Annotated in this window: 26 protein-coding genes and 1 pseudogene; 15 read left to right on the top strand and 12 right to left on the bottom strand. The window is 41.0% G+C overall.

The genetic code is table 11. From position 1 onward, the window contains the following. Positions 1-8 precede the first annotated feature (8 nt). The 8 genes from rplU (at position 9) to rsfS (ending at position 4,289) form a co-directional block, all read left to right on the top strand. Positions 9-314 carry a 50S ribosomal protein L21 gene (rplU, locus tag ACGHCT_RS13525; RefSeq protein WP_072853598.1) on the top strand — a complete coding sequence of 102 codons (306 nt, stop codon included), beginning with the start codon at positions 9-11 and terminating at the stop codon, positions 312-314. 16 nt (positions 315-330) lie between these two features. After that, positions 331-654: a ribosomal-processing cysteine protease Prp gene (locus ACGHCT_RS13520; RefSeq protein WP_390436299.1), complete on the top strand. Its 324-nt coding sequence runs from the start codon at positions 331-333 to the stop codon at positions 652-654. Between the two features lie 4 nt (positions 655-658). After that, positions 659-946: a 50S ribosomal protein L27 gene (gene rpmA, locus ACGHCT_RS13515; RefSeq protein WP_072853602.1), complete on the top strand. Its 288-nt coding sequence runs from the start codon at positions 659-661 to the stop codon at positions 944-946. 130 nt (positions 947-1,076) lie between these two features. Then, positions 1,077-2,369 carry a GTPase ObgE gene (obgE, locus tag ACGHCT_RS13510; protein WP_072853604.1) on the top strand — a complete coding sequence of 431 codons (1,293 nt, stop codon included), beginning with the start codon at positions 1,077-1,079 and terminating at the stop codon, positions 2,367-2,369. Between the two features lie 8 nt (positions 2,370-2,377). Beyond that, positions 2,378-2,671 (top strand): ribosome assembly RNA-binding protein YhbY, encoded by a 294-nt coding sequence (gene yhbY, locus ACGHCT_RS13505; RefSeq protein ID WP_072853606.1) that lies wholly within the window; start codon positions 2,378-2,380, stop codon positions 2,669-2,671. Positions 2,672-2,708: 37 nt separating this feature from the next. Then, positions 2,709-3,341: a nicotinate-nucleotide adenylyltransferase gene (gene nadD / locus ACGHCT_RS13500; RefSeq protein ID WP_072853608.1), complete on the top strand. Its 633-nt coding sequence runs from the start codon at positions 2,709-2,711 to the stop codon at positions 3,339-3,341. Continuing rightward, positions 3,338-3,949 (top strand): bis(5'-nucleosyl)-tetraphosphatase (symmetrical) YqeK, encoded by a 612-nt coding sequence (gene yqeK / locus ACGHCT_RS13495; RefSeq protein ID WP_072853610.1) that lies wholly within the window; start codon positions 3,338-3,340, stop codon positions 3,947-3,949. The genes nadD and yqeK overlap by 4 nt, the downstream gene beginning before the upstream one ends. Continuing rightward, positions 3,936-4,289, top strand: coding sequence for a ribosome silencing factor (gene rsfS / locus ACGHCT_RS13490; protein ID WP_072853612.1), 354 nt, complete (start codon positions 3,936-3,938; stop codon positions 4,287-4,289). Before yqeK ends, rsfS begins: the two co-directional genes overlap by 14 nt. 489 nt (positions 4,290-4,778) lie before the next feature. On the opposite strand, the gene ACGHCT_RS13485 is transcribed toward rsfS, so the two are convergent. From ACGHCT_RS13485 to ACGHCT_RS13435, 11 genes and pseudogenes are all read right to left on the bottom strand, one after another. Beyond that, the gene (locus tag ACGHCT_RS13485) at positions 4,779-7,133 is read right to left on the bottom strand and encodes an ABC transporter permease (protein WP_390436297.1); all 2,355 of its coding nucleotides are present in this window, start codon (positions 7,131-7,133) and stop codon (positions 4,779-4,781) included. Continuing rightward, complete coding sequence (locus ACGHCT_RS13480) at positions 7,130-7,813, bottom strand: ABC transporter ATP-binding protein (protein ID WP_072854533.1); 684 nt, start codon at positions 7,811-7,813, stop codon at positions 7,130-7,132. The genes ACGHCT_RS13485 and ACGHCT_RS13480 overlap by 4 nt, the downstream gene beginning before the upstream one ends. A 71-nt stretch (positions 7,814-7,884) precedes the next feature. Then, the gene (locus ACGHCT_RS13475) at positions 7,885-9,114 is read right to left on the bottom strand and encodes a sensor histidine kinase (RefSeq protein ID WP_390436295.1); all 1,230 of its coding nucleotides are present in this window, start codon (positions 9,112-9,114) and stop codon (positions 7,885-7,887) included. Between the two features lie 4 nt (positions 9,115-9,118). Further along, the gene (locus tag ACGHCT_RS13470) at positions 9,119-9,808 is read right to left on the bottom strand and encodes a response regulator transcription factor (RefSeq protein WP_072854531.1); all 690 of its coding nucleotides are present in this window, start codon (positions 9,806-9,808) and stop codon (positions 9,119-9,121) included. Positions 9,809-10,517: 709 nt separating this feature from the next. Then, positions 10,518-10,757: a helix-turn-helix domain-containing protein gene (locus ACGHCT_RS13465; protein ID WP_390436293.1), complete on the bottom strand. Its 240-nt coding sequence runs from the start codon at positions 10,755-10,757 to the stop codon at positions 10,518-10,520. 4 nt (positions 10,758-10,761) lie between these two features. Next, positions 10,762-11,181, bottom strand: coding sequence for a sigma-70 family RNA polymerase sigma factor (locus ACGHCT_RS13460; RefSeq protein WP_390436291.1), 420 nt, complete (start codon positions 11,179-11,181; stop codon positions 10,762-10,764). A 273-nt stretch (positions 11,182-11,454) separates the two neighbouring features. After that, positions 11,455-12,228 carry an ABC transporter permease gene (locus ACGHCT_RS13455; protein WP_390436289.1) on the bottom strand — a complete coding sequence of 258 codons (774 nt, stop codon included), beginning with the start codon at positions 12,226-12,228 and terminating at the stop codon, positions 11,455-11,457. Continuing rightward, entirely contained in the window at positions 12,212-13,168 is a 957-nt protein-coding gene (locus tag ACGHCT_RS13450) for an ATP-binding cassette domain-containing protein (RefSeq protein WP_002341489.1), read from the bottom strand. Before ACGHCT_RS13450 ends, ACGHCT_RS13455 begins: the two co-directional genes overlap by 17 nt. Before the next feature lie 87 nt (positions 13,169-13,255). After that, positions 13,256-13,888: a TetR/AcrR family transcriptional regulator gene (locus ACGHCT_RS13445; protein WP_002341490.1), complete on the bottom strand. Its 633-nt coding sequence runs from the start codon at positions 13,886-13,888 to the stop codon at positions 13,256-13,258. A 103-nt stretch (positions 13,889-13,991) separates the two neighbouring features. Further along, a pseudogene (locus ACGHCT_RS13440) lies at positions 13,992-14,084 on the bottom strand (conjugal transfer protein); the annotation flags it as partial. A gap of 142 nt (positions 14,085-14,226) precedes the next feature. Then, a complete protein-coding gene (locus ACGHCT_RS13435; protein WP_390436285.1) occupies positions 14,227-14,862 on the bottom strand; it encodes a helix-turn-helix domain-containing protein in 636 nt (211 codons plus the stop codon). Between the two features lie 511 nt (positions 14,863-15,373). Between ACGHCT_RS13435 and ACGHCT_RS13430 the strand changes: the two genes are divergently transcribed. The 7 genes from ACGHCT_RS13430 to ACGHCT_RS13400 all read left to right on the top strand — a co-directional run bounded on the left by ACGHCT_RS13430 (position 15,374) and on the right by ACGHCT_RS13400 (position 22,206). After that, the gene (locus ACGHCT_RS13430) at positions 15,374-16,516 is read left to right on the top strand and encodes an XRE family transcriptional regulator (RefSeq protein WP_020994414.1); all 1,143 of its coding nucleotides are present in this window, start codon (positions 15,374-15,376) and stop codon (positions 16,514-16,516) included. Then, the gene (locus ACGHCT_RS13425; protein WP_390436283.1) at positions 16,509-16,715 is read left to right on the top strand and encodes an excisionase; all 207 of its coding nucleotides are present in this window, start codon (positions 16,509-16,511) and stop codon (positions 16,713-16,715) included. The genes ACGHCT_RS13430 and ACGHCT_RS13425 overlap by 8 nt, the downstream gene beginning before the upstream one ends. Positions 16,716-16,793: 78 nt before the next feature. Further along, positions 16,794-17,987, top strand: coding sequence for a tyrosine-type recombinase/integrase (locus tag ACGHCT_RS13420; protein ID WP_390436281.1), 1,194 nt, complete (start codon positions 16,794-16,796; stop codon positions 17,985-17,987). A 461-nt stretch (positions 17,988-18,448) separates the two neighbouring features. Further along, a complete protein-coding gene (locus tag ACGHCT_RS13415) occupies positions 18,449-20,434 on the top strand; it encodes an N-acetylmuramoyl-L-alanine amidase family protein (RefSeq protein ID WP_390436279.1) in 1,986 nt (661 codons plus the stop codon). An 11-nt stretch (positions 20,435-20,445) separates the two neighbouring features. Then, positions 20,446-21,099 carry a hypothetical protein gene (locus tag ACGHCT_RS13410; RefSeq protein WP_390436277.1) on the top strand — a complete coding sequence of 218 codons (654 nt, stop codon included), beginning with the start codon at positions 20,446-20,448 and terminating at the stop codon, positions 21,097-21,099. Between the two features lie 206 nt (positions 21,100-21,305). After that, positions 21,306-21,842, top strand: coding sequence for a PadR family transcriptional regulator (locus ACGHCT_RS13405; protein ID WP_390436275.1), 537 nt, complete (start codon positions 21,306-21,308; stop codon positions 21,840-21,842). 127 nt (positions 21,843-21,969) lie between these two features. Then, positions 21,970-22,206, top strand: coding sequence for a GlsB/YeaQ/YmgE family stress response membrane protein (locus tag ACGHCT_RS13400; RefSeq protein WP_072854526.1), 237 nt, complete (start codon positions 21,970-21,972; stop codon positions 22,204-22,206). A gap of 86 nt (positions 22,207-22,292) precedes the next feature. Here the strand turns inward: ACGHCT_RS13400 and ACGHCT_RS13395 are convergent, their stop codons facing one another. Further along, entirely contained in the window at positions 22,293-23,501 is a 1,209-nt protein-coding gene (locus tag ACGHCT_RS13395) for an FprA family A-type flavoprotein (RefSeq protein ID WP_390436273.1), read from the bottom strand. Between the last annotated feature and the right edge of the window lie 117 nt (positions 23,502-23,618).

Raw genomic sequence — 23,618 nt, 5'->3', positions numbered from 1 at the left:
GGTGCCATATGTACGCAATTATTGCAACAGGTGGTAAACAGTACAAAGTAGCCGAAGGCGATATCATTAGAGTAGAAAAGCTTGGTGTAGAAGCTGGAGAGACTGTTACATTTGATGATGTACTTGCAGTAAACAACGACGGGTTAAAGGTTGGCGCAGATGTTGCTGATGCCAGTGTTACCGCATCTGTAGTTGAGAACGGTAAAGCGAAAAAAGTTATCGTTTACAAGTATAAGAGAAAATCTGGTTATCACAAAAAGAACGGTCACAGACAGCAGTTCACAAAAGTGAAAATCGAAAAAATTAATGCTTAATTCCTGACAGGCGATTATGATTACGGTTATTGTATATCAAAGGTCAGACGGTGAGTATATAGGATTTGAAACCAGTGGACATGCAGACTACGCCGATGAGGGATATGATATTATCTGCGCGGCGGTTTCAGCCCTTACTGTAAACGCTGTGAATTCCATGGAAACCTTTACGGAGGATGAATTCGGGGGAGAGCAGAGGGATGGGTACTTAAAATGTATGATTACTGGTCCTGTCAGTACTACAGCAGCATTACTATTAAAATCAATGGTTCTTGGATTAGAAATGATTCAGGAAAACTACGGCAAAGAATACATTCATTTGATATTCAAGGAGGTGTAAGGACATGTTAAAGATGAACCTTCAAATTTTCGCTCATAAAAAAGGAGTTGGTTCTACCAAGAACGGCAGAGATTCCGAATCTAAGCGTTTAGGTGCGAAAAGAGCTGACGGCCAATTCGTTAAAGCTGGCAATATTCTTTACAGACAGCGCGGAACTAAGATTCACCCGGGTGTGAATGTGGGACGCGGAGGAGACGATACATTATTTGCATTAGTGGATGGTGTTGTTCGTTTTGAAAGAAAAGGAAGAGATAAGAAACAGGTTTCTATCGTTCCTGTATCAGCAGAATAATAAGTCACGTATAACATGGAACCATGCAATCATCTAATGTGTTGCATGGTTTTTATGTTATTGATCATACTTATAATATGCAGTAAAAAGATTGTGATTGAACTAGAAGAAAGAAAAAAACAGGTGAATTATGTTTGCAGACAGAGCTAAAATATATATCAGATCCGGAAAAGGCGGAGACGGCCATGTAAGCTTCCGCAGGGAGCTTTATGTTCCCAACGGAGGGCCGGACGGAGGAGACGGAGGAAAAGGCGGAGATGTCATATTTGAAGTTGACGAGGGCCTGAATACCTTAGGAGACTACCGTCACAAAAGAAAATATGCCGCCCAGGATGGTGAGGAGGGCGGCAAAAGAAGGTGCCACGGAGGCAACGGACAGGATATTGTGCTGAAAGTACCGGAAGGTACGGTAATCAAGGAAGCCCAGAGTGGAAAAGTAATTGCAGATATGTCGGGGGAAAACTGCCGTCAGGTTGTATTACGAGGCGGCAGAGGCGGCAAAGGGAATCAGCATTATGCCACGGCCACTATGCAGGTGCCCAAATATGCACAGCCCGGACAGGCAGCCCAGGAACTGGACGTAATTTTGGAACTGAAGGTAATTGCAGATGTAGGGCTGGTGGGATTCCCGAACGTAGGAAAATCCACGTTTCTCTCCAGAGTGACCAATGCACGTCCCAAAATTGCCAATTACCACTTTACTACTCTGAATCCCAATCTGGGGGTGGTAGATCTGGAAGGCACGGACGGTTTCGTCATTGCAGATATCCCCGGATTAATTGAAGGCGCTTCTGAGGGGCTGGGACTGGGACACCAGTTTCTTCGCCATATAGAGCGCACCAGAGTCATTATTCATATGGTAGACGCAGCTTCTACAGAGGGAAGAGATCCTATTGAGGATATTCACAAAATCAACAAAGAGCTGGAGGCTTACAATCCGGAGATTGCAAAACGTCCCCAGGTAATCGCCGCTAATAAAATTGATGCCTTATACCAGGAGGGGGAAGATCCCGTAGAAGCTATCAGAAAAGAATTTGAGCCCAAAGGTGTCCGTGTATTTGCGATCTCGGCAGTAAGCGGGCAGGGTGTGAAGGAGCTGCTTTATTATGTAAAGGAGCTGCTGGATCATACAGAGCTTGAGCCGATTGTGTTTGAACAGGAGTTCTTCCCTGAGGATGTTCTGATTGCGGAGAACCTTCCCTACACGGTAGTGAAGAGTGAGGAAGATCCCCATATCTTTATTGTGGAAGGACCTAAGATTGAGAAGATGCTGGGATATACGAATCTTGACTCTGAGAAGGGGTTTGCCTTCTTCCAGAAGTTCCTCAAAGAAGGAGGAATACTGGCAGATTTAGAGAAAGCCGGGATCGAAGAGGGAGATACCGTACGTATGTACGGATTTGATTTTGATTATTATAAATAGGAGGATTTATGACAAGTAAACAGAGAGCGTATTTAAAAGGGCTGGCCATGAATGTGGATCCCATTCTTCAGATCGGCAAGTCCAGCCTGACGCCGGAAAATACAAAATCCGTCGCGGAAGCACTGAACGCCAGAGAACTTATTAAAATTTCTGTGCTTCAGAACTGTATGGATGATCCAAAGGCCATGGCCCAGATTCTTGCGGAGAGAACAGGATCTCAGGTAGTTCAGGTGATTGGAAAAAAGATTGTGCTGTATAAGGAAGGAAAAAAAGATAAGAAAAAAATAGAACTTCCCAAATAAAAGCAGGCAGATACAGCACCTTACGAGGAAGACTATCATGAATCAGGAAAAAAAACGAATCGGAATCATGGGCGGAACCTTTGATCCCATACACATCGGCCACCTCATACTTGGTGAAACTGCCTATGAGCAGTTTCAGCTGGATAAGGTATGGTTTATGCCGGCAGGGAATCCCCCTCACAAGCAAAACCGTCAGGGCAGGGCTACGGACAGTGAGAGAGTCGATATGGTACGTCTGGCAATCGCCTCTAACCCCCATTTTGAGCTCTCTTTGATAGAAATGAACGAGGATGGGTATTCGTATACCTATCGAACGTTAGAGCGCCTGAAAAGCCAGTATCCGGATACTGCGTTTTATTTCATTCTGGGTGCAGATTCCCTCTTTGATTTTGATAAATGGCGGGAGCCTAAAAGAATCTGTGACGCCTGTACTGTGGTAGTTGCCACCAGAAATCATACCAGCCATCAGAAACTGGATGAAATCATGTGGAAACTGACTTATAAGTTTCAGGGCAGCTTTGTAAAACTGGATTCTATCAATATAGATGTATCATCAAAAATGCTCCGCTCCTGGGTAAAGGACGGCAGAACTACGAAGTATTATCTCACAGATAATGTGATGGACTATATCAGAGAACACAAGATTTATAAGGACAGTGAAGAGGTATGAACTACAACATCGAAAAAATGACCAAAATCTTAAAAAAAGATTTGGATGAGGAGCGCTTCCGGCATACCATGGGGGTAATGTACACCAGTGCAGGCCTGGCAATGGCCCATGGGGAAAATGTCCAGAAGGCACAGACAGCTGGTCTTCTGCATGACTGTGCCAAATGCATACCAAACAAGAAGAAGCTGAGACTGTGTAAAAAATACGGGATAAAAATAAATTCCTTTGAGATGCGGAATCCTTTTCTTCTCCACGCCAAGCTGGGCGCATTTTTAGCCAAAGAGAAATACCAGATAAAAGACAGCGGGATTCTTTCTGCCATCAGGTATCATACCACAGGAAAGCCGGAAATGAATACGCTGGAGAAGATTGTTTATATTGCAGACTACATTGAACCTATGCGATGCAAGGCACAGCACCTCAGTCAGATACGCAGACTTGCATTTAGAGATCTGGATGAGTGTATGTACGAGATATTAAAGGATACACTAGCTTATCTGGAAGGCAATTCCGGAGAAATTGATACAGCTACCAAAGAGGCCTTTAACTACTACGAGAGATTACACAATGAACGACATAGAGAGGAAACGGCAAATGAATCAGAGTAAAAAAATGGCACGTCTTGCCTGCGATGCCCTGGAGGATAAAAAGGCAATTGATATAAAAGTGATCGATATTGAAAAAATTACCACACTGGCAGATTACTTTATCATCACCAGCGGATCCAACCGCAACCAGGTGCAGGCAATGGCTGACAACGTGGAAGAATTCCTGGGAAAAGCAGGATATGAACCAAAGCAGATAGAGGGATACCAGAACGCAAATTGGATTTTAATGGATTACGGGGATATTGTGCTTCATATTTTCGATGAAGAGAACAGGCTTTTCTACGATCTGGAAAGAATCTGGAGAGACGGGACTTGTATCTCTGCGAGTGAATTAGAATAGAAATTGAGTGCGGCAATGTGAGCTGGGACGGCTTGCTTTGCCGTGTTTTTTTGCAATAATTGGGATTTAATGGTGCAGCATTTGGACTTCGGCTCAAGGTATTTCTGGACGGCAGGTGTAGGTGGTAAGGGGACGGTGAGAGAAATCCCGCGGCGGCGGGCTGGTTCGGGCGGGAGGGAGGGCTTGGGTTCCGGGGACACCTCCGTCCTGAAGAGAGTCTAAGACAAAACCGGAATCCCCTCCGGAGCACCGTTCGTATGGTCAAAGAATGCTTTATGTGCATTCTCTGCCCATTCTCACTTTTTTTCGGCCCGGACTGCCGAAAAAATCTCCTGCGTGAATCCCGGTTTTGCCTAAGACTCTCTATTCACTCCTGCGGAACCGCCCCCTGGCCTGGCCCTGTCCCCCCGGTGCTCCCTTCTATATCCGTCCGTCTGCAACGCTTTGCTCGCCGACTACATAACCCCGAACTTCACATACACAAAACTATCACTCTGCACTTATAGTATCCACCACCGACATCCCCCGGATTTTCCTTGCGGGGCCACGCACAGCCAGAATCGCAGACCCTGCGATTACCAGTATGATCACCAGCAGAGAACCAACCGGTACATACCAGGCATCTCCCCATCGGTAAGTGACAAGTCTCTCAAATAGAAGCTTGTTTATAGGAAGACCTATGAGACAGCCAAAGAAAATGCCGAAGAGGGCGTAGGTTGCTGCCTCGGCTGATATCATTCGTATCAGCTGCCTGTCACTCATTCCGATGGCCCGCATGGCGCCATACTGACGGAGGCGGGCGGATACACTCATGGCAATGCTGTTAATGATATAGAATACAGAGATTAAGGCGATTACAGCCAGAAATCCGTAGATGAACAGGGAAAAGGAATAATATGCCCCCATGGTTTCACTGTTCTTTATACGCTGGTCTGAGAAGATAACCGAATCTCCGGCATCAGCGCGCATCTGTGCCACATCATTATCTGTTACTTTGGAATTAAACTGTACATCTATGATTGTATAATTGCTCTCACCTGTTAACTGCTGAAATAATTTTTGGGAGCAAATTACAGTTTCAACCCCTGGTTCTCTGCTAAAAGGGCTGTCGGACAGAATTCCAGACACCTTAACATTCACCGGCTGTCCCTCAGAGTAGGAATCCATGGTAATTGTACTCCCCAGGTTCAGAGGATTTTCTTTGTGAAAAACAGTGAGTACCGAGCTGCCATTCTCTGTATCATCGATTGTCCCCTCAAGGAGCATATCCTCTGCCCACTGGAACTGATATGTTTCGTAGGAGATAAGGTTGACACTTTTTGTCTGTCCATGTATCTTTACCGGGATATTATAGGCAAAGCTTCTGCCGTACACCTTCTCTACAAAGGGAAGGACCGCATATGATTCAGCGAGATCCGGAGCGATTGCACAGGTATTGTCAGGACTGAGCACCGACAGATCCGGGGAATAGGGCTTCAGCGGTGTGATAGCATGATTCATAAAATCTACTGCTGAGCGGAAGGACAGAAACAGAATAATACTGAAAGCAAAGGAGCCAATCATAAGGATAAAATTCTTCCTGCTCCCTTTTGCATGATGGATTCCCAAAGCAGTATCCACCTGAAAAAATGTGGTTGATGCCGCTTTACGCGCCGCCTGGATGGTGCCGGCATTTCCCGATACAGCCGCCACAGGGGAAACTCTGGATGCCTTTTTGGCAGGCGAACCGGCCGCAAGCAGGACAGTGATAAGGCCAATCAGTACACCGGATATCAGGCCCAGCCAGCTAATCCCGAAATCCGGCATCTCCCCAAATATGCTTGGACTTAAGAACTCCAGCAGTGCGCACAAAAGCCATATGACAGCAGTACCCGCGGCGATCCCCAGCGGGATGGCCGTTTTACACCAGCTAAGTGCTTCCCTTCGTACAAATCGTATCACTTGCTTCTGAGTTGCACCCAGACAGCGCATCATGCCGAAAAATTCCGTTCTCTGTACGACATTGCTGTTCAGACTTCCAGCAATCATCAGAGTGCCTGCAATGGCAACCAAGACAGCCAGGACACCTGCAGTAAGATATAGCTGCATCATATAGGGATCTTTGCTCTGGAGCATCAGTGCCAGAAGCTTTGTATTCTGTGTGACTTGCTGGTCTGACAGCTGCAGCTGTGCCTGAATATCAGACAGTGCCTTTTGGATGCTGCAGTAGGGGGTGAATGTAACATAAAAGATTCCTTCATACGTTTCTGAGGACTCAGCAGACAGCAGTGTACGGAATGCTTCTGTATTTAAAAATATGCCGAAAGCATCTTTTTCAGTAAGCATAGACGTATCTCCTGTAAATCCGCATACCGTTAATTCTATAGATTCCCCCCGGGGAACGGTCAGCCATATAGTATCGCCTGTTTTAAGCCCCAGCTGTTCTTTTACGCTTTTTGTAAAAACAGCAGAGTGTGTATCCTTTGGAAATTCCCCTTCCTCCAGCTCCATTCCCGGAAACATAGAAAGCAATTCCTCATCGAACCCGCAGATAACCGCATCATTCCCCTGAAGCTGATACCCCTCATCCAAGCGGTAATTGAGAACATCATACCAAGCGGATGCCTTTATCTCAGGCCGTGAGGCTATGATGCCAGCTTGTTCACCGGTGATTTCTTTAAAGCCGGCATGCCAGCCCCCATCACTCTTTTGAGACTGCAGCTTCTGGGCCCGCATTTCCATATCTGCCATGCCGAAGATTACGGTAACCAGAAATACTGCGAGTATAATGCAGATTCTGGTCATTCTGCTCTGTTTGCGGTGCACCTTAGCGGAAATAGGGATTAAGTCCAGATAATGTCTCATACTTTCATACCCCCCAGTTCACTGAGAATACCGTCTGTGACACGCAGAACACGGTCGACAGAGGATGTAAGATTGATATTATGAGTTATCATAAGAACCGTCTGCTGATAATGCCTGGATGCTTTACAGAGAAGATCCATGACATCCTGGCTGTTTTTGGAGTCCAGATTCCCGGTAGGCTCATCAGCCAGTACCAGCATGGGTTTCGCAATCAACGCACGTCCTATGGCTACGCGCTGCTGTTGTCCCCCTGACAGCTGACTGGGAAGATGCGTACGGCGATCTGTCAGACCTAATACCTCCAGGATTTCGTCTGTCTGCTCCCGGTTTGGTTTCTTATTGTCCAACAGAAGCGGAAATATAATATTCTGCTCCACATTCAGCTCTGAGATGAGGTGAAAGGACTGAAAAATAAAACCAATGTGGCGGCGGCGGAACACCGTACGTTTTGTTTCCTTCATTGAATATAAATCTTCCCCATTGAGATAAATATGACCGGACGTGGGAGTGTCCAGGCCCCCGATGCAGTTCAGGAGAGTACTCTTTCCGGAACCGGATTCCCCTACAACCGCAGTAAATTCTCCCTTTTCCACAGTAAAGGATACGTCTTGCAGCGCTTTGACCTGTGTATCACCTTTTCCATATACTTTGCAGAGATTTTGAGTACGCAATATTTCCATGTAATTATACCTCCTTGTTATTCTACCCTGACAGCATAGCAGGATCACCTTACATACAGATGAATTCCAGCTTACGGTTCTGTAAGAAAAGAAATAATAAAGGTGGTTCCTTTGCCCGGAGTGCTCTGAAGAGAAAGAATCCCCCCCTGGCCTTCAATAATAGACTTTGCCAGAGGCAGCCCCAAACCTATCCCCTGTGTATGGGCGGAAGATTTACTGCGGTAGAATCGTTTAAAAATATGGTGAATATCTTCCGGAAGGATCCCGCTGCCGTTATCTGCAACAGACAGCCGAAGCATTGCCAAAGACCGCTCCCAGGCAATCTCAATGGTTCCTCCGGCTTCGGTATGGTCCAGAGCGTTTTTCACCAGATTGCCGATGGCTTCACCGGTCCATTCCAGGTCACACAGAATCTGCTCTCCGGGATCACCGTTTATCAGGATCTGTTTCTCTTCCTGTTTTGCTCTTGTAATCAATTCTGCAATTCCCCGGGAAACCAGTTCAGAAACTGTACAGAGTTTTTGCTCAAAACGAATATTTCCGGCATCCAGCCGCATAACCTTCAGCAGAGAGAGAATGAGCTGTTCCATGCGTGCGAGGGATATCAGAGATTTCCCGGAAAATTCCTCTACTAACGGGGGATTGTCCGGCTCATCCAGAATAATTTCTGCATACATATTCAGGGCAGCCAGGGGAGTCTTCAATTGATGAGAGATATCAGATATCATATCTTTTAAGAATTCCTTTGCTTTCTGTTCAGATTCGCTTTTGGACTGTAAAGCCATGGCCAGCTCATCCACAGATGCAAACAGCTGATACAGCGTACCTGTTTCGTTCCTGGGCAGATGACGTGCGAAGCTCCCCTCCGCAAATTCTGCAATTCTGCCGGCCGCCTTCTGATACAGAAGTTCCCGTCGGTGAAGAAAGAAAGCGGAGACGCCCATCAGAATCCCCCCGAATCCCAGACCTCCCAGAAGGGCGGCAGTCAGATATAGGACTGCCGCCCGACGGGCCGGGGGAAGAAGCCAAAAGGGAGTGCTGTCGGTACGCCCGCTTTTTTCAAGAAGCCGTACACCTTCCTCAGTAAGCTCGCTGTTTTTAAAGGCAGCAGCGGTAATGTCTTCCGATATACCCTGTTCCAGAAGATAGGAGGCGGCAGTCTGTTCCTGTCTGAGAAGAAGCTTTTTTGCCTCACGAGTCTGTATACCTGCACACAAAACGAAAAAGGCTAGCATCAGAGTGCAGAAGCAGGAGAGAAATAAAAAATAGCAGCGGGATTGCTTTTCATGCAGAAAGCTCATAGCGTTACTCCTTCCATTGGTATCCGAATCCCCGGACAGTCAGAAGATGTTCGGGGTGTGAGGGATCGTTTTCCAGTTTTTCACGCAGGCGGCGCACATATACAGATAAAGTATTATCGTCCACAAAGCTTCCGTTGCCGTCCCATAGAAGGTCCAGGATAGAGCTGCGGGTCAGGATGCGGCCGCTGTTTCTTACTAAAAGACATAAGAGCCGGTACTCAGCACTGGTCAATTCCAGGGGACTTCCGGACAGGAAAACCTTGCTTTGGAGAAGATCAACGGACACTTTGCCAGAGACGAGCAGGCTGTCCCCTATTTCTTTCTTCCTCCCGCTGCGCCTGAGAAGAGCCCGGATACGGGAGCACAGTTCTCCCAGACGGAAGGGTTTGGTAATATAATCATCTCCTCCGATGTCCAGTCCCCGTATCACAGAGGTCTCCTCATCTGCAGCAGTGAGGTATATGATAGGGATGGGGTTCCCCTTTCGGCGTACTTGTTCACAGATTTCGAATCCTGTTCCATCCGGAAGCGTAACATCAAGAAGAAGCAGGTCATAGTCGTTGGGGACAGATAAAAGCACTTTTGCCTCCCGGATCGTCCGGACAACATCCAACTGAAATCCATTCTTTTTCAAGGCATATTGCAAGCCATCGATCAGACTGATATCATCTTCTAAAAGAAGCAGCTTATACATAAGTTTCCTCCTGTAAATACATGTTTATAGTGTATTGTACCAAGCCGCTAGCGCGGCGGCTAGCCCTAAGTACGTGAAACTATCACTTTTTTCAAAAAAAGTAGCAGTTTTTGAATATATTTTGTATGGTTGAGTTACCCCTAACGCAACCGTAAACACATACCAAAAACCGCTATGTCTACTTTACCATGGTTCTTCAAACTCAACAACTACATATCAGAAAATTTTTACTGTCCGCCTCCTGATGCGGGGTGCTTTTTTTGTTTCCTGCCATCATATTTCACTAAGGAGGTTCCATTATGGACAATTATTTAAAACAGTTTCGTGAGATGCTCTCTCCGTGGCCGTAACGGCCATATAGTCAAGTCTTATTCCACTTACCAGGAATTTGACCATATATTTATGATAATCGAAAAGAATGGCGTGAACATAAATTTATAAAAAATCATCAATATAACTATAAAAATATTAATTAAAAAGGAGTTGTAAATAATATGCTAAAATAGTATACTTAATTTAACATAAATTTTATATCTGATTTTCGATTATCCGCATAAATACTATACTTTCAACCATTTTGAAGTATAGAAAACTATTCATTTTACCACGAATTTACCACGATTGAATGAGCCTTGATATGACACAAAAACAACATGGGAGATAGCACAAATATCTGTGTATCTCCCGTTTTTTCATTCATGTAATATGATTACTTTACTCTGATTTCAAATTTCAAGATTGCTTTCATCATTTCTGTATGAATTTGACCTTTTAATTCTTCATCAACCTGCATAGTAATTTTACCACTTTCAGAGTGGTAAAACGGACGCAAGCATAATTTACAAATATAAGCGTCATAAAACTTTAAAATCTCTCTTATAGCATTTTCATTTCCAGCAGACGCTTTACATATTACTTCTAGTGTGGGATAGCCATATTCTTTTTTCATTGGTTCAATTCCTCTCTTTCAATAGTGCTTTTAACTTCTTCAATCCATTACTTCTTCTGTGATAAATAGCAGAACGTGATACATGATATAATTCTGCAATTTCTTGGTCGCTCATGCTTTGAAAATAGCGTAATAGTATTACATCACGCTCTTTACTTGATAACTTATATAAAGCAACAGCAAGTTTTTCATTTGATATTTGAATTGTGAAATTCAAGACTTCAAAAGAAATGTAATCGCAAAAATGTTTATCATCAGTTCTACATTCTAGATTTTTAGTATCTGATAATTCACAGAATAAAACTTCACGCTTGGAACGTCTTGCAAACTGTCTGTTTCTGCTTTTTACTGTGCATTTAATAACAGTCATCATCAAAGCATTAAACTGTATTCTAACGATATGCTCGAGAGAAGATGTGTTCATAATCTCACCTCCTTTCCGCATACGCTGAAATATATAAACGGAAATACCGTCTATACCTTTGGGATATAGAAAAAAGGTAATAAAAAAGCCCACACAAAACATATAGTTTGCATGAGCTAAGACATAAAAATATTCAGTTGTAGTAGTGTGTGCTTCGCTACTTAGTTGTAGATTTTTTTGTAAAATGCTTAAGGTACTTCATAGAGCAATTTCCATTAAAATCATTTTCCATTCTAACTTTTTTCTTTTGGGAAATGATATAAATACATATCTTCAATTACATAAACGCTTTTTAAATAAAACTAAGGATAAGATATAAAATAGTATCGTTAAACCTATACACCATGCTAAAGCGGTAATAAATAGTTGAGTATCCAATGTATTTCCTAAAAAAGCATTTCGCATAGTGTCTATAATTGAAGTCATAGGTTGATATTCTGCAAATACTTTTAAAATTGAGGGTAATGTTTCGGTTGGTACAAACCCAGAACTTAAATAAGGTAGTATGATTGCTAATGCAGATAATGAACTTGCACCCTCTGCACTATTTGTTATGACCCCTACCATAACTGCCAACCATGATAACACAGACATTATTCCAACTAATAATATGAGTACAATTCCTATGTCTATTATATGAATTGACGGACGAAAGCCAAGCAATATTGCTATCAATACAACAACAACAGTACTTATAATACTTCTTATGAAAGCCTCTAAAATATGACCGTTCAATATTGAAATTTTATTGATAGGTAATGTATTAAACCTTGTAACAATGCCACTTGTTACATCTTTATTTACCATAATAGCGGTCGTAGAAGAACCTTGAGCAATGCATTGTAATAAAATTCCCGGAACGATAAAATCTACATAAGAAATACCCTCAATCTGAATAAGATTGCCGAAAAGAGAAATAAATAGTAACATCATTAGTGCAGGTAGAATAATACTGGTTAAAAAAGTATCTGGGTTTCTTTTCGATAAAAGTAAACAACGTCCTGCCATTGTAAAAGTATCATTATATCTTTTAGTCTTTGACTTCATTTGATTTTCCCTCACTTTCTTCAATCATTGATAAGAACACATCTTCTAAGGTAGGTGCAAGTTCTTTAAAGTTTTGAATAGAAATTTCACTCGTATATAACATATAGAATATTTTAGACAATGTATCTGCTTTTCCGTCAGTAAACACAATAATGCTATATTCTTCTGGGGTTATGGAAACTTTATAATCTTTCATCAACAATATAGCTTTCTCAAATTCTTCTGAATTTTCAAATGTAAATTGTACTTCTCCTTGTGGGAGATATGCTTTTAATTCTTCTGGCGTTCCCTCTGCGATGATTTTTCCATTATCCAATATGCCGATTATATCTGCCAGTTGTTCTGCTTCTTCTAAATATTGAGTAGTTAGAAAAATCGTTACACCAGACTTGTTTAAATCTCTAATTATATTCCACATACTATGACGACTTTGTGGGTCTAATCCAGTCGTTGGTTCATCTAAAAAAATAACTTTAGGATTTCCGATCAAGCTCATTGCTATATCTAGTTTTCGCTTCATTCCACCAGAATAAGTAGATACAATACGATTTGAAGCCTTTGCTAATTCAAAATATTCTAACAAATTATCAGCCGTTTCCTCTGGCTTTGATAAGTGACGTAATTTTCCCATAATAATGAGATTTTCTTTTCCTGTCAAACATTCGTCAACAGCGGAAAACTGCCCTGTCAAACTAATCACTTCATGTACTTTCTGCGGATTATCAAAAACATTATATCCCTCAATTTGAACCGTACCATTATCTGCTTTGATTTGCGTTGTTAATATACGAATAGTTGTTGTTTTTCCAGCACCGTTTGACCCTAATAAAGTATAAATAGTGCCTTTAGGTACAGAGAAAGTTACATTACTCAATACCTCTTTATCTTTATACTTTTTCTGCAATGCCGATACGCATATTGAATACTTAACTTCTTCCATGATAACATCTCCTTTATATTATAATACCAAACAAATGTATGTATGTATGTTTTTTAAATTGCCTATATCTAGGCAATTTATTTGTAACTATTCAAAATATGGTAATGCTGTTATCTTTTCGCTTATTTCTTCATTCAATAAAGGCAGACCCATATTTTCAAGCATTTCTTTTATGCAATGAAATCTGTTTTGTAACTCTTCTCTATTAGCTGGAAAGATAGACGGTATTAACCAAATATCCATTAACACTAAAAATTCTGCAAGTTCTTTTTTATATTGTGTTTTAATAGACCCGTCATTTATTCCTTCTTCTATAAATAATTCCCAATATGGACATAAACGACGACGGTTTGTTTCAATCATACGAGCTAATACATGAGGGTTTTTCAACATGGGAATAGCTTGTTTCGTCAATTCTATCTGTTTCTCATCAGATTGATTTAATATGATTGCCATTCTCATTTTTTGAAGTCCATTTAAATCTGTTCGAGCTTTTACTTTCTCAAAAGGATTATTGTTAAAAAACATCTTATCTCCCAGAGCGTCCATAATTTCTTCTTTGGACTTAAAATGATGATAGATTGCTCCTTTGCTTAATCCGCCCAATTCATCAACAATATCTTGAATTGTTGTTTTATCATATCCTTTTTCAAGAAACAAGCGTTGAGATACGTCTAATATTTTCTCAACAGTTATTTCAGGATATTTATTTCTCGCCATACATACACCTCTTTTACATTCGTTCTGTATGTTTATTATATGTCATCATAAAATGATTGTCAACACTTTCATACCATTCGTATGTAAGTAACATTTACTTTTATCATGACTTTTTTACAATCTTCCAGTTACTATCCTTATGTAGCACAAGCTCATACTGCGATACTTGCGTTGCTATTGCCTGATTTATCACAAATCAGATTTTATCCCTTTCTTCCTCTTGATTGCCCACAACAGAAAAGAAAAAGCCCTGTCAAGAGCCTTGCCACCATTGGTGGTGCTTTGCACTCTTTACTGGGCTTTTTCTTTGCTGTATTTTCCATTCAAGAGGAAGAAAATTACTCGTCCTCATCATCGAAATGGTTATTTTTTAATACTTCTCGCAACAGTTCCATATCCTCTTTTGAGTTCGGGTTTATCATTTTCACGACTTGATAAGGCGTTTTATACTTATGTCCTTCAATACTTTCCCCGAACATATCCATGCTGTATAAATCATCATAGCGGTCTAACAGTTTTTGGAATTTCAAATGCTGGATAAATTCTTTGATTGGGTAAAGGTCGGACGCTTCAATACTTGTTCCGTTGATGTAGTCGGTAATGTATTCCCGTAACTTTTCTAACTCATATTCCAGCCATTCTTCCTCGCTGTCAAAGAAGTTGTCATAATGTCCATGTTTCAGTTCTGCATTTAGACGTTCTTCTGCTCTTAAAAACTGACAGACTTCCTTTTCAGATTGATTGATATACTTCCATTCTCCCGACAACAATTCATTCGGCGTTACGTCCAGCACTTCCATTATCTTTTCCAGCGTTTCATAAGCAGGATAGTTCAACCCTCTTTCAATCTTGGAAAGGCTCTGCATATTGATACCGATTTTGTCCGCAAGTTCCTGTTGTTTCATTCCCCTAAATTTTCTTATGGTCTGTATATTATTTCCTAAATGGCTTATTTTCATTGCATAACCCTCCATATCTCGTTATATCTTCGCCACTATAAGTCTATCATGCTTAATATGATTTGTAAAGGCAAAAAAAGATATTGACAAATAAGCATATAAGAATTACTATGTTCTTGTAAATGAATAAGCACAATAGAATGAAATACAAAAATATTCAAAAAGAAATACCTATCAGATTAAACCCGTAGATATGAATATCGGTTGAAATGGAACTTGTTAGAAAAGGCAAAACAGGACTTGCTGACAAAGTATTTCTGACACGGTGGCGGAAGCCTCTCAGGCTTACCGCCATGACACCTTGTGTCAAGGGGAAGAAATGCTTTGTCGGCTGGCGAGCCTGAGAGGCTTGACTGTGCCCCCGTTATCTAACAGGGGGGCACTATTTCACAAAAGACAAGTCAAAAACCATACAACCCCAAAGCTGTAAGGAGTAATGAGGAGTTTTAAGAAGATAGTAACTTCACATTCTTTTGAATAGTGGTTTACAGGTATTTCAAGGCTATTGTGGGATTGGAGGAATACAATGAACAATTTAGAATTTGCACTTGAAATGAAAAACAAACGTCTTGCAAGCGGTCTTTCACAAGGAGAACTTGCAAGTCTTACCCATGTATCAAGATATAGTATCAACCGCTTTGAGAACGGAAAAGCCAACGCTAGCAAGGAAACACAAAATATTATCCTGCGTTGTCTGAATTACTATATCTGCGATAAGCCTTTTTATCTGCTCGTTGATTATCTGTCTGTCCGTTTTCCAACGACTGACGCATTGGAAGTTATCCGAAAGGTGCTTGGCATGAAAGCAGATTATTTTATCCATTATGACTATGGGTATTATGGCTATAAAGAACATTATGCCTACGGGGAAATCAAGGTTATGGCTTCTGATGATGAACACATGGGCGTATTCTTGGAATTAAAAGGAGCAGGCTCACGCAACATGGAATATGTCTTACAGGCACAGAACAGGGATTGGTATTCATTCTTAAACCGCTGTCTTGACTGTGGCGGTGTTATCCGACGTTTTGACTTGGCAATCAATGATATGTGCGGTCTGCTGGATATTCCTGTTTTGTCTGAAAAATACAAAAATGGCGGTGCGGATTGTCGCTGTAAAAACTATGAAAATGTACAAGGTGGAAAATTAAGCGGGAAAAACCGCAATTTAGCAAGTACCCTTTATATCGGTTCAAAGGCAAGCACAAAATATTTCTGCTTATATGAAAAGCAAAAGGAACAGGCAACGAAAAAGAAACATACCGATATTATCAACCGTTTTGAAATTCGTCTGCGTGATAAAAAGGCAGTACAGGCAGTTGAGGAATTGTTATTGACATATAACCCTCATGGGCTAGTGTTTTACCTCATTACTGATTTTGTGCAATTTCCCGACTATCCGTTGTGGGAGATATTCATTTCCCATGACAGTTTACCTTTTGAAATGAACCCCGTACCTGTCAATATGGAACGCACTCTGCAATGGCTGGAAAGACAGGTCATGCCGTCTATTGTGATGATAGAGGAAATCGACAGGCTGACAGGCTCAAACTACATGAAAATGATTGATGAATGTACCCACCTTTCCGAAAAACAGGAAATGCTTGTGGAACAGATGTGTACGGATATAGCAGATGTAATCGAAAGTGAGGGGGTGTTTTATGAGTAATGCACAGGATATTCCCGTATGGGAAAAATATACCCTTACCATTGAAGAAGCGTCAAAGTATTTCCGTATTGGAGAAAACAAGTTAAGACGATTGGCAGAGGAAAACAAGAACGCTGGCTGGCTCATTATGAATGGCAACCGCATACAGATTAAACGCCGACAATTTGAAAAGGTCATTGACAAATTGGACGCTAACTAGTGCAAATGAGCCTTGTATGTGTTATGATGAACACAAGTCATATCAAGGCTCTTTCCAACAAGGAAAGGAGCAGACACCATGAAAGAAAAAAGACGGGATAACAAAGGTCGTATCCTGCATACTGGAGAGAGCCAACGAACAGACGGAAAATACTTATATAAATATGTAGACGCATTTGGAAACACAAAATATGTGTATGCTTGGAGATTGACACCCACAGACCCGACACCAAAGGGAAAACGGGTAAAACCCTCACTTCGAGAACTGGAACAACAGATAAGACGGGATATTGAGGACGGTATCGACAGCACAGGCAAGAAAATGACGCTTTGCCAACTCTACGCCAAACAGAACGCACAGAGGGCAAATGTGAAGAAAAGCACACAGAAACAACGGGAACAGCTCATGCGGTTATTGAAAGAGGACAAGTTAGGTGCTAGGAGCATTGATACAATCAAACCCTCTGACGCTAAAGAATGGGCGTTACGCATGAAAGACAAAGGCTTTTCCTATAACACCATTAACAACCATAAACGCTCGTTAAAAGCGTCATTCTATATCGCCATACAAGACGATTGTGTAAGGAAGAACCCTTTTGATTTCAAGTTGAGTGAAGTCCTAGAAAATGATACCAAAGAGAAAGTCGCATTGACAGAGGAACAGGAACAAGCCTTATTGTCATTTATTAAGACGGATAACGTGTATCACAAGCATTATGATGATGTGCTGATATTATTAAAAACAGGACTTCGTATCTCGGAACTGTGCGGACTGACAGTAGCCGATATTGATTTCAAGAATGAAGTTGTGATTATCGACCACCAGTTATTAAAGAGCAAGGAACAAGGCTATTATATTGAAACGCCTAAGACAAAAAGCGGAACAAGGCAAGTGCCATTAAGCAGAGAAACAATACAGGCATTTCAACGGGTTATGAAGAAACGCCCAAAGGCAGAACCATTTGTGATAGACGGACGGGGCAACTTTCTATTTGTCAATCATAAAGGCAAGCCCAAAGTTGCGATTGATTATAACGCCTTATTCGTCCGTATGGTAAAGAAATACAACAAGCACCATAAGGATAACCCTTTGCCACGTATCACACCGCATACACTACGCCATACATTCTGCACAAGACTGGCAAGCAAGAACATGAACCCGAAAGATTTACAGTATATCATGGGACATTCAAACATCAGTATCACAATGAACTGGTACGCTCATGCGTCCATAGATACCGCAAAATCAGAGGTTCAGCGTCTAATCGCATAAGAAGTATTTACCACGATTTTAACCACGCTTGATAGCGAAAATATAAGAAGATAGACCTAGATATGTGAGGTTTACCACAAAAGCAAAATGCCCGTAGAGCCTATAAAATAAGGCTTTGCGGACATTTAAGAAGATATAAAAAGATAGTCAAAAAGGCATATATAATTTATCAATAAAATTTACACATAATAATATCTACAATCGAGATATCTGAATTAATAAGAAGCAAAGCAAATCTGGTGCGATTCCAGAACGTAATCGCTGTGTTGGGTGTGGTTTCCCTAAGTCAGAAGCTGTTCAGATAGGTGTGTTTTGTTTGTAGATGTTTATAGTTAAATATCGTTAAGTAGACATCTGGAGACAGGTGTCTTTTTTAATTAAATGAAAAGGAGGTATAGTCCAATGGGAAAATAGTAAGTTACTGTAACCGATAATATAAGCGAAACTTGGGAGGGAACAAAATGAGAAGTAAAATAGTTAAAGTTGTTTGTGCTATGGTGATGGCTGCTATGCTTTTAGGCAGCTATTCAAACTATGCCTATGCAACAGAAACGGGTGGAGATAGTTCTATAAATACAGAAGAGGATGCAACAGAATTTAAAAATGAGGACACTAGATATATAAATGTAGGTCTACAAGATGCACCAGAAGGATATATTCCTGGAGGAGAAGAAATTACAGATAATAAGGAGGAAGAGGCAGGGGCTATTGATAAAAAAGAATTAGCAGCTCTTGAAGATGAAAAAACCTCAGATGACTGTGTAGCAATACCTAATACTGAGGATGTAGGACAAGCAGGGAAAACTCCAAATAATTCTCCTGCTTTGCTGGAGGCAACGTTATCCGGAACGTGGATAGAAGATGATGGAAGGTTGTGGTATAGACATGATGATGGCAGCTATTCGAGGAGCAAATGGGAAATGATTGATGATTATTGGTATTATTTTGATGCTTCTGGATGGATGAAAACAGGCTGGTTAGAATGGGATAATAAGACATATTATTTAAGTTCTGATAAAGATGATGAAGATTGGCCATATGGAGCTACTTTGATAGGTCGGTGGTATATTGGCAGTTTAAATGCTGAGAGAAGCACCTGGCCGGCTTATTGTTTTTTGGATGACGGCAGTATGTTGCATAATGGCTGGAATCTTTATTATGGTGAATGGAGCTATTATTATAGTGACGGACATGCACGGAGAACCGGGTGGTTTAAAGACAGTGGTAAATGGTATTATATTAAAGAAGACGGAGATTCTTGGCCGATAGCGGTGGAAAATGATTGGAGAAAGGTTGATGGAAGCTGGTATTATTTTGAAAGCGGCTGTGCAATGGTAACCGGCTGGAAGATAATCGGAAAAACGTGGTACTTTTTTAATAGTAGCGGAATCATGTTGACCGGCTGGCAAAAGTATGGAGATTCCTGGTATTATCTTGGGCCCGCCAATGATGGTGCCATGAGAATCGGCTGGTTCAAAGTAGGCGATACATGGTACTATTCTAATGATATTGGAGAAATGAAAACCGGGTGGGTAAAGGATGGAAAGTACTGGTACTACATGAATGATAGCGGTGCGATGAAAACGGGCTGGCTGAAATCAGGAAATACATGGTATTTTTTAAAGAGCAATGGAATGATGGCTACTGGCTGGCTTAAAGATGGCTCCCATTGGTATTATATGGGGGATGAAGATGACGGAGCTATGAAGATAGGTTGGTTTAATGTGGGAAACAAAAGATATTATACTGATAGCAACGGTTTCATGCTTACAGGATGGCAGCAGATTAATAATAGAAAATACTATTTTGAAGACACGGGCTCTATGGTAACAGGTTGGAAGGTTGTAGATGGCAAAAGGAGATACTTTATGTCATTTTCATTAACAGATCCAACCAGATTTGGGGCATTAGCAAAAGATGCTTGTTGGGTTAATGAAGAAGAAAGATATTATATTTTTAATGATGATGGAACAGTAAATGAGTCTAAAAGATTCAATGAATCTAAAACGATGGCACATGATTTTTTAACTTGGGATGCTGAGCCCGTACATGCTGATATTATTATGAAATTAACAGAAGATAGAAACAAAATAAACAATAAATTCTATTACCCATATAGAGAGGTTGTATATCTATATATGTATATAATAGAGACTGCAGATAAGCCAAATATAAGTATGTCATTTGTAAGACATAATGTGAATGGTGAAGGGGAAGCAAATTTTGTATCCTATAAAAACCTTGATTCGATCTTGCCAGGAGGTTATATGATTGGTATTTGTGGATACAATACACAACTCTGCTCTTATCCGGAAGACGACAGTGTATTATTTGAAATGGCATACATAATAGGCCATCCTTCATATGCAGTAATCCCATCTCCTGTCCCAGGAATAGATGGTTATTCATCATATAAAGATGGAGATATTTATATATCAATTCAGTAGGAGGTATAATTATGAAAAAGAAAGTGATAATCTCTATAGTCTCTATTATATTTGTGATTGCATTGGGAACAACTATTTATGCACAATCAGCATATCCAGACGATAACTTATTTTATAGCATAGGCAAATTATTTACCACTCAAAAAAATAGTCCAAAAACAAGAGGCTCTGAAAAAATATATGCGAAAGGTAAAGATATTACGATTACGTGGGATGAGGTTAATGAAATTAAGGAGCGTATGGATTTAGCAGAGCTGAAAGATTCTGAGGATAACGCATATAAGTATGTATTGCAAAGAAAAGTGCTGCTTAATGCAGCTGAAAAAGCAGGCTACAAAGTAACTGATCAAGAAGTTGAGGAGACCATTGAAACATATAAGAAAAATATTAATGAAGCAACTAATAAGGAAGAGTTTGACGCTTTGATAGAAGGGGCTGGTGGAGAAACAAAATATTGGGAGTCATTAAAAAGCACTACACGTACCACCCTTATGATTTCAAAATATCTAACCGATAAACAAAAAGAATTTAGCGGCAATCAAGAAAATAATACAAAAGTAACTATAGGCGGAAATGGAGACTTAAATGATCCTTGGGAGGACGAAAAGGGAAAAATTATACAAAAACTAATTGCCGAACAAGATATTAAAATAATAAAAGAATAATTACATTCTACGTATCGCAACCTCTGGTCTATAAATGGAAAGCATGGCTCCTGCTTGATGAAGAAGCATATAAGCAAAAGAGGAATCCTCCTGGCTGCTATTCTAAAGTCATATCCTTTTCCTTGACAATTTTTGTAAAATATAATACTATAATTTATAGTTATTTATGACAGCGAAAATGATGTCAAGATAGAAAGGATGGTGTTATGGCAGCAATCGATTTAATTGTATTGGGGATGGTGAAAAAGGAGCCTTTAAGTGCCTATGATATTCAAAAATTAGTGGAGTACCGCAATATATCCCGGTGGGTAAAGATTAGTACACCTTCGATCTATAAAAAAGTGATTCAATTGGAGAAGAAGGGATACATTGAAAGTGAGATGGTAAAAGAGGGAAATATGGCGGAAAAAGCTGTATACTCATTAACAGAAAAGGGTGAAAAAGAATTTGAAAAATTAATGCTGGAGATTTCCGAACAGCCGATTCGCATATTTCTGGATTTCAATGCTGTTATAGTTAATTTGGACAGTCTTTCCCCTGAAAACCAGCAGAAATGTCTGCAACGGATTGAACAAAATGCAATGCTATTGAAATTGTATCTGGAAGATAACATTCATTCCAAAGAACAGATGCCTGAGATTCCGGAGACAGGTAAGGCGGTTTTGCAGCAGCAGTATCAATTGGCCCAGTCCATCCAAGCCTGGGTTCATTCAATAAAAGCAGACACGGAAAATAGAAGCTGAATAAGAAAATTTACATCTGCATATTTTAATGGTATACTTTACTATATGGTGAACGCTGTATATCCGTACGGAGGATATGTACGGCAGCACCGTCAGCAAAAGAAGAGCAGTAGAAAGAGGTAGGCAGATGTTAAGTATACTTATGCAGGTATTAGTAGGTTTGATTGCAGGATACATTGCTTCCCGTATTATGAAGCTTAAGGGAGGCGTGGTAAAGTATATTGCAATCGGTGTTGTGGGATCTATTCTAGGAAATCTTTTAATTTCTTTAATTGGCTTTTACGCCATTGGTTTCTTTGCAAAGATAATTGTATCCATCGCAGGAGCCTGCCTGCTGATCTCTATCAGCAGAAGAATTTTATAATCAGGAGTGTTAAGTGAAAGCCACCGGTCTCCCGGTGGCTTTTGTACCTCCCCGTAAAGCCACTGTATGTAGGAATACATTTTTCGTCATAATTTTTCTAATGAGGAGAGAATGCTTTCTTTTAACTGCAGCAGTTCATCCAGATTTTCTTTTTTGATAGCAGACTTAACCGTGATGACAGGTTCCAGTAGTTCTATCTGCTTTAATTCCCCCAGGAGTGAACGCATTTGCCTGGCAGAGGCCGGAGCCCAGGAACCATTTTCTATAAGTGCCATGGTACGGTTTTGCAAGTTCAGAGCCTTCATATCATGCAGCAGATTCAGCATTGCCGGGTAAATTCCTCCGTTATAAGTGGGAGCGGCCAGTACCAGGTGACTGCAGCGGAAGGCTTCTGCGATCAGCGTGGATATATGGGTAGTAGAAATGTCATAGACAGCAATATTTTTAACTCCTGCTTCCGCCAGACTGGAGGCAAGGATATTTACAGCATTTTCAGTATCCCCGTACATAGAACCATAAATCAGGGCGACTGCATGTTCCTCTGGTTCATATCGGCTCCAAAGGCGGTATTTATCCAAAAAATAATCAAGATTGGTGCGCCACACAGGACCGTGCAGGGGACATATCATGCGCAGTTCCATATCAGTCAATTTTTTCAGAGCTGCCTGTACCTGCGCTCCGTATTTCCCTACTATATTCCCGTAATACCGTCTGGCGTCCGGCAGCCAGTCACGGGCGAAATCCACTTCATCATTGAACAAATTTCCGTTCAGGGCCCCAAAACTTCCAAAGGCATCTGCGGAGAATAGAAGCTTTTCTTTTTGCTCGTATGTCATCATAACCTCCGGCCAGTGAACCATCGGAGCAAAACAGAACCTAAGTGTATGTGTCCCCAGGGAGAGGGTAGTACCTTCTTTGATCACAAGGGTCCTTCCATCCAGATTGAGATCATAGAACTGTCGGATGAATGCAAAGGTTTTCGCGTTGCCCACTAGTTTCATTTCAGGAAAGTGCAGCAGCAATTCTTCAATTCCCGCGCAGTGGTCTGGTTCCATATGGTTGATTACCAGATAATTCAGAGAGCGCCCCCTGAGAACATAATGAATATTTTCCAGGAACTGGCGGGTAACAGAGGAATCAACCGTATCGATAAGCGCTGTTTTTTCATCCGATATCAAATATGAGTTGTAGGTAATACCCCGGGAGATGGGAAACAAGTTTTCAAACAAAGCCAGCCTCCGGTCATATCCGCCTACCCAAGTAACCGCATCTGTAATTTTTCTGGTACAATACATGGTTTAAACCCCTTTCTAGAGACATATTAGATATTCATATGATTAGTTATGTCTAACCAACATATAGAATACACTTTTTTTCTTAAAATAGCAAGATATAGATCAAAAATACCAGGC

Source organism: Lactonifactor longoviformis (genome assembly GCF_042848515.1).
GTDB classification, from domain to species: Bacteria; Bacillota; Clostridia; order Lachnospirales; family Lachnospiraceae; genus Lactonifactor; species Lactonifactor longoviformis.
The sequence above is the reverse complement of the archived record's forward strand: the minus strand, read 5'-3'. Positions and strand labels throughout refer to the sequence as shown.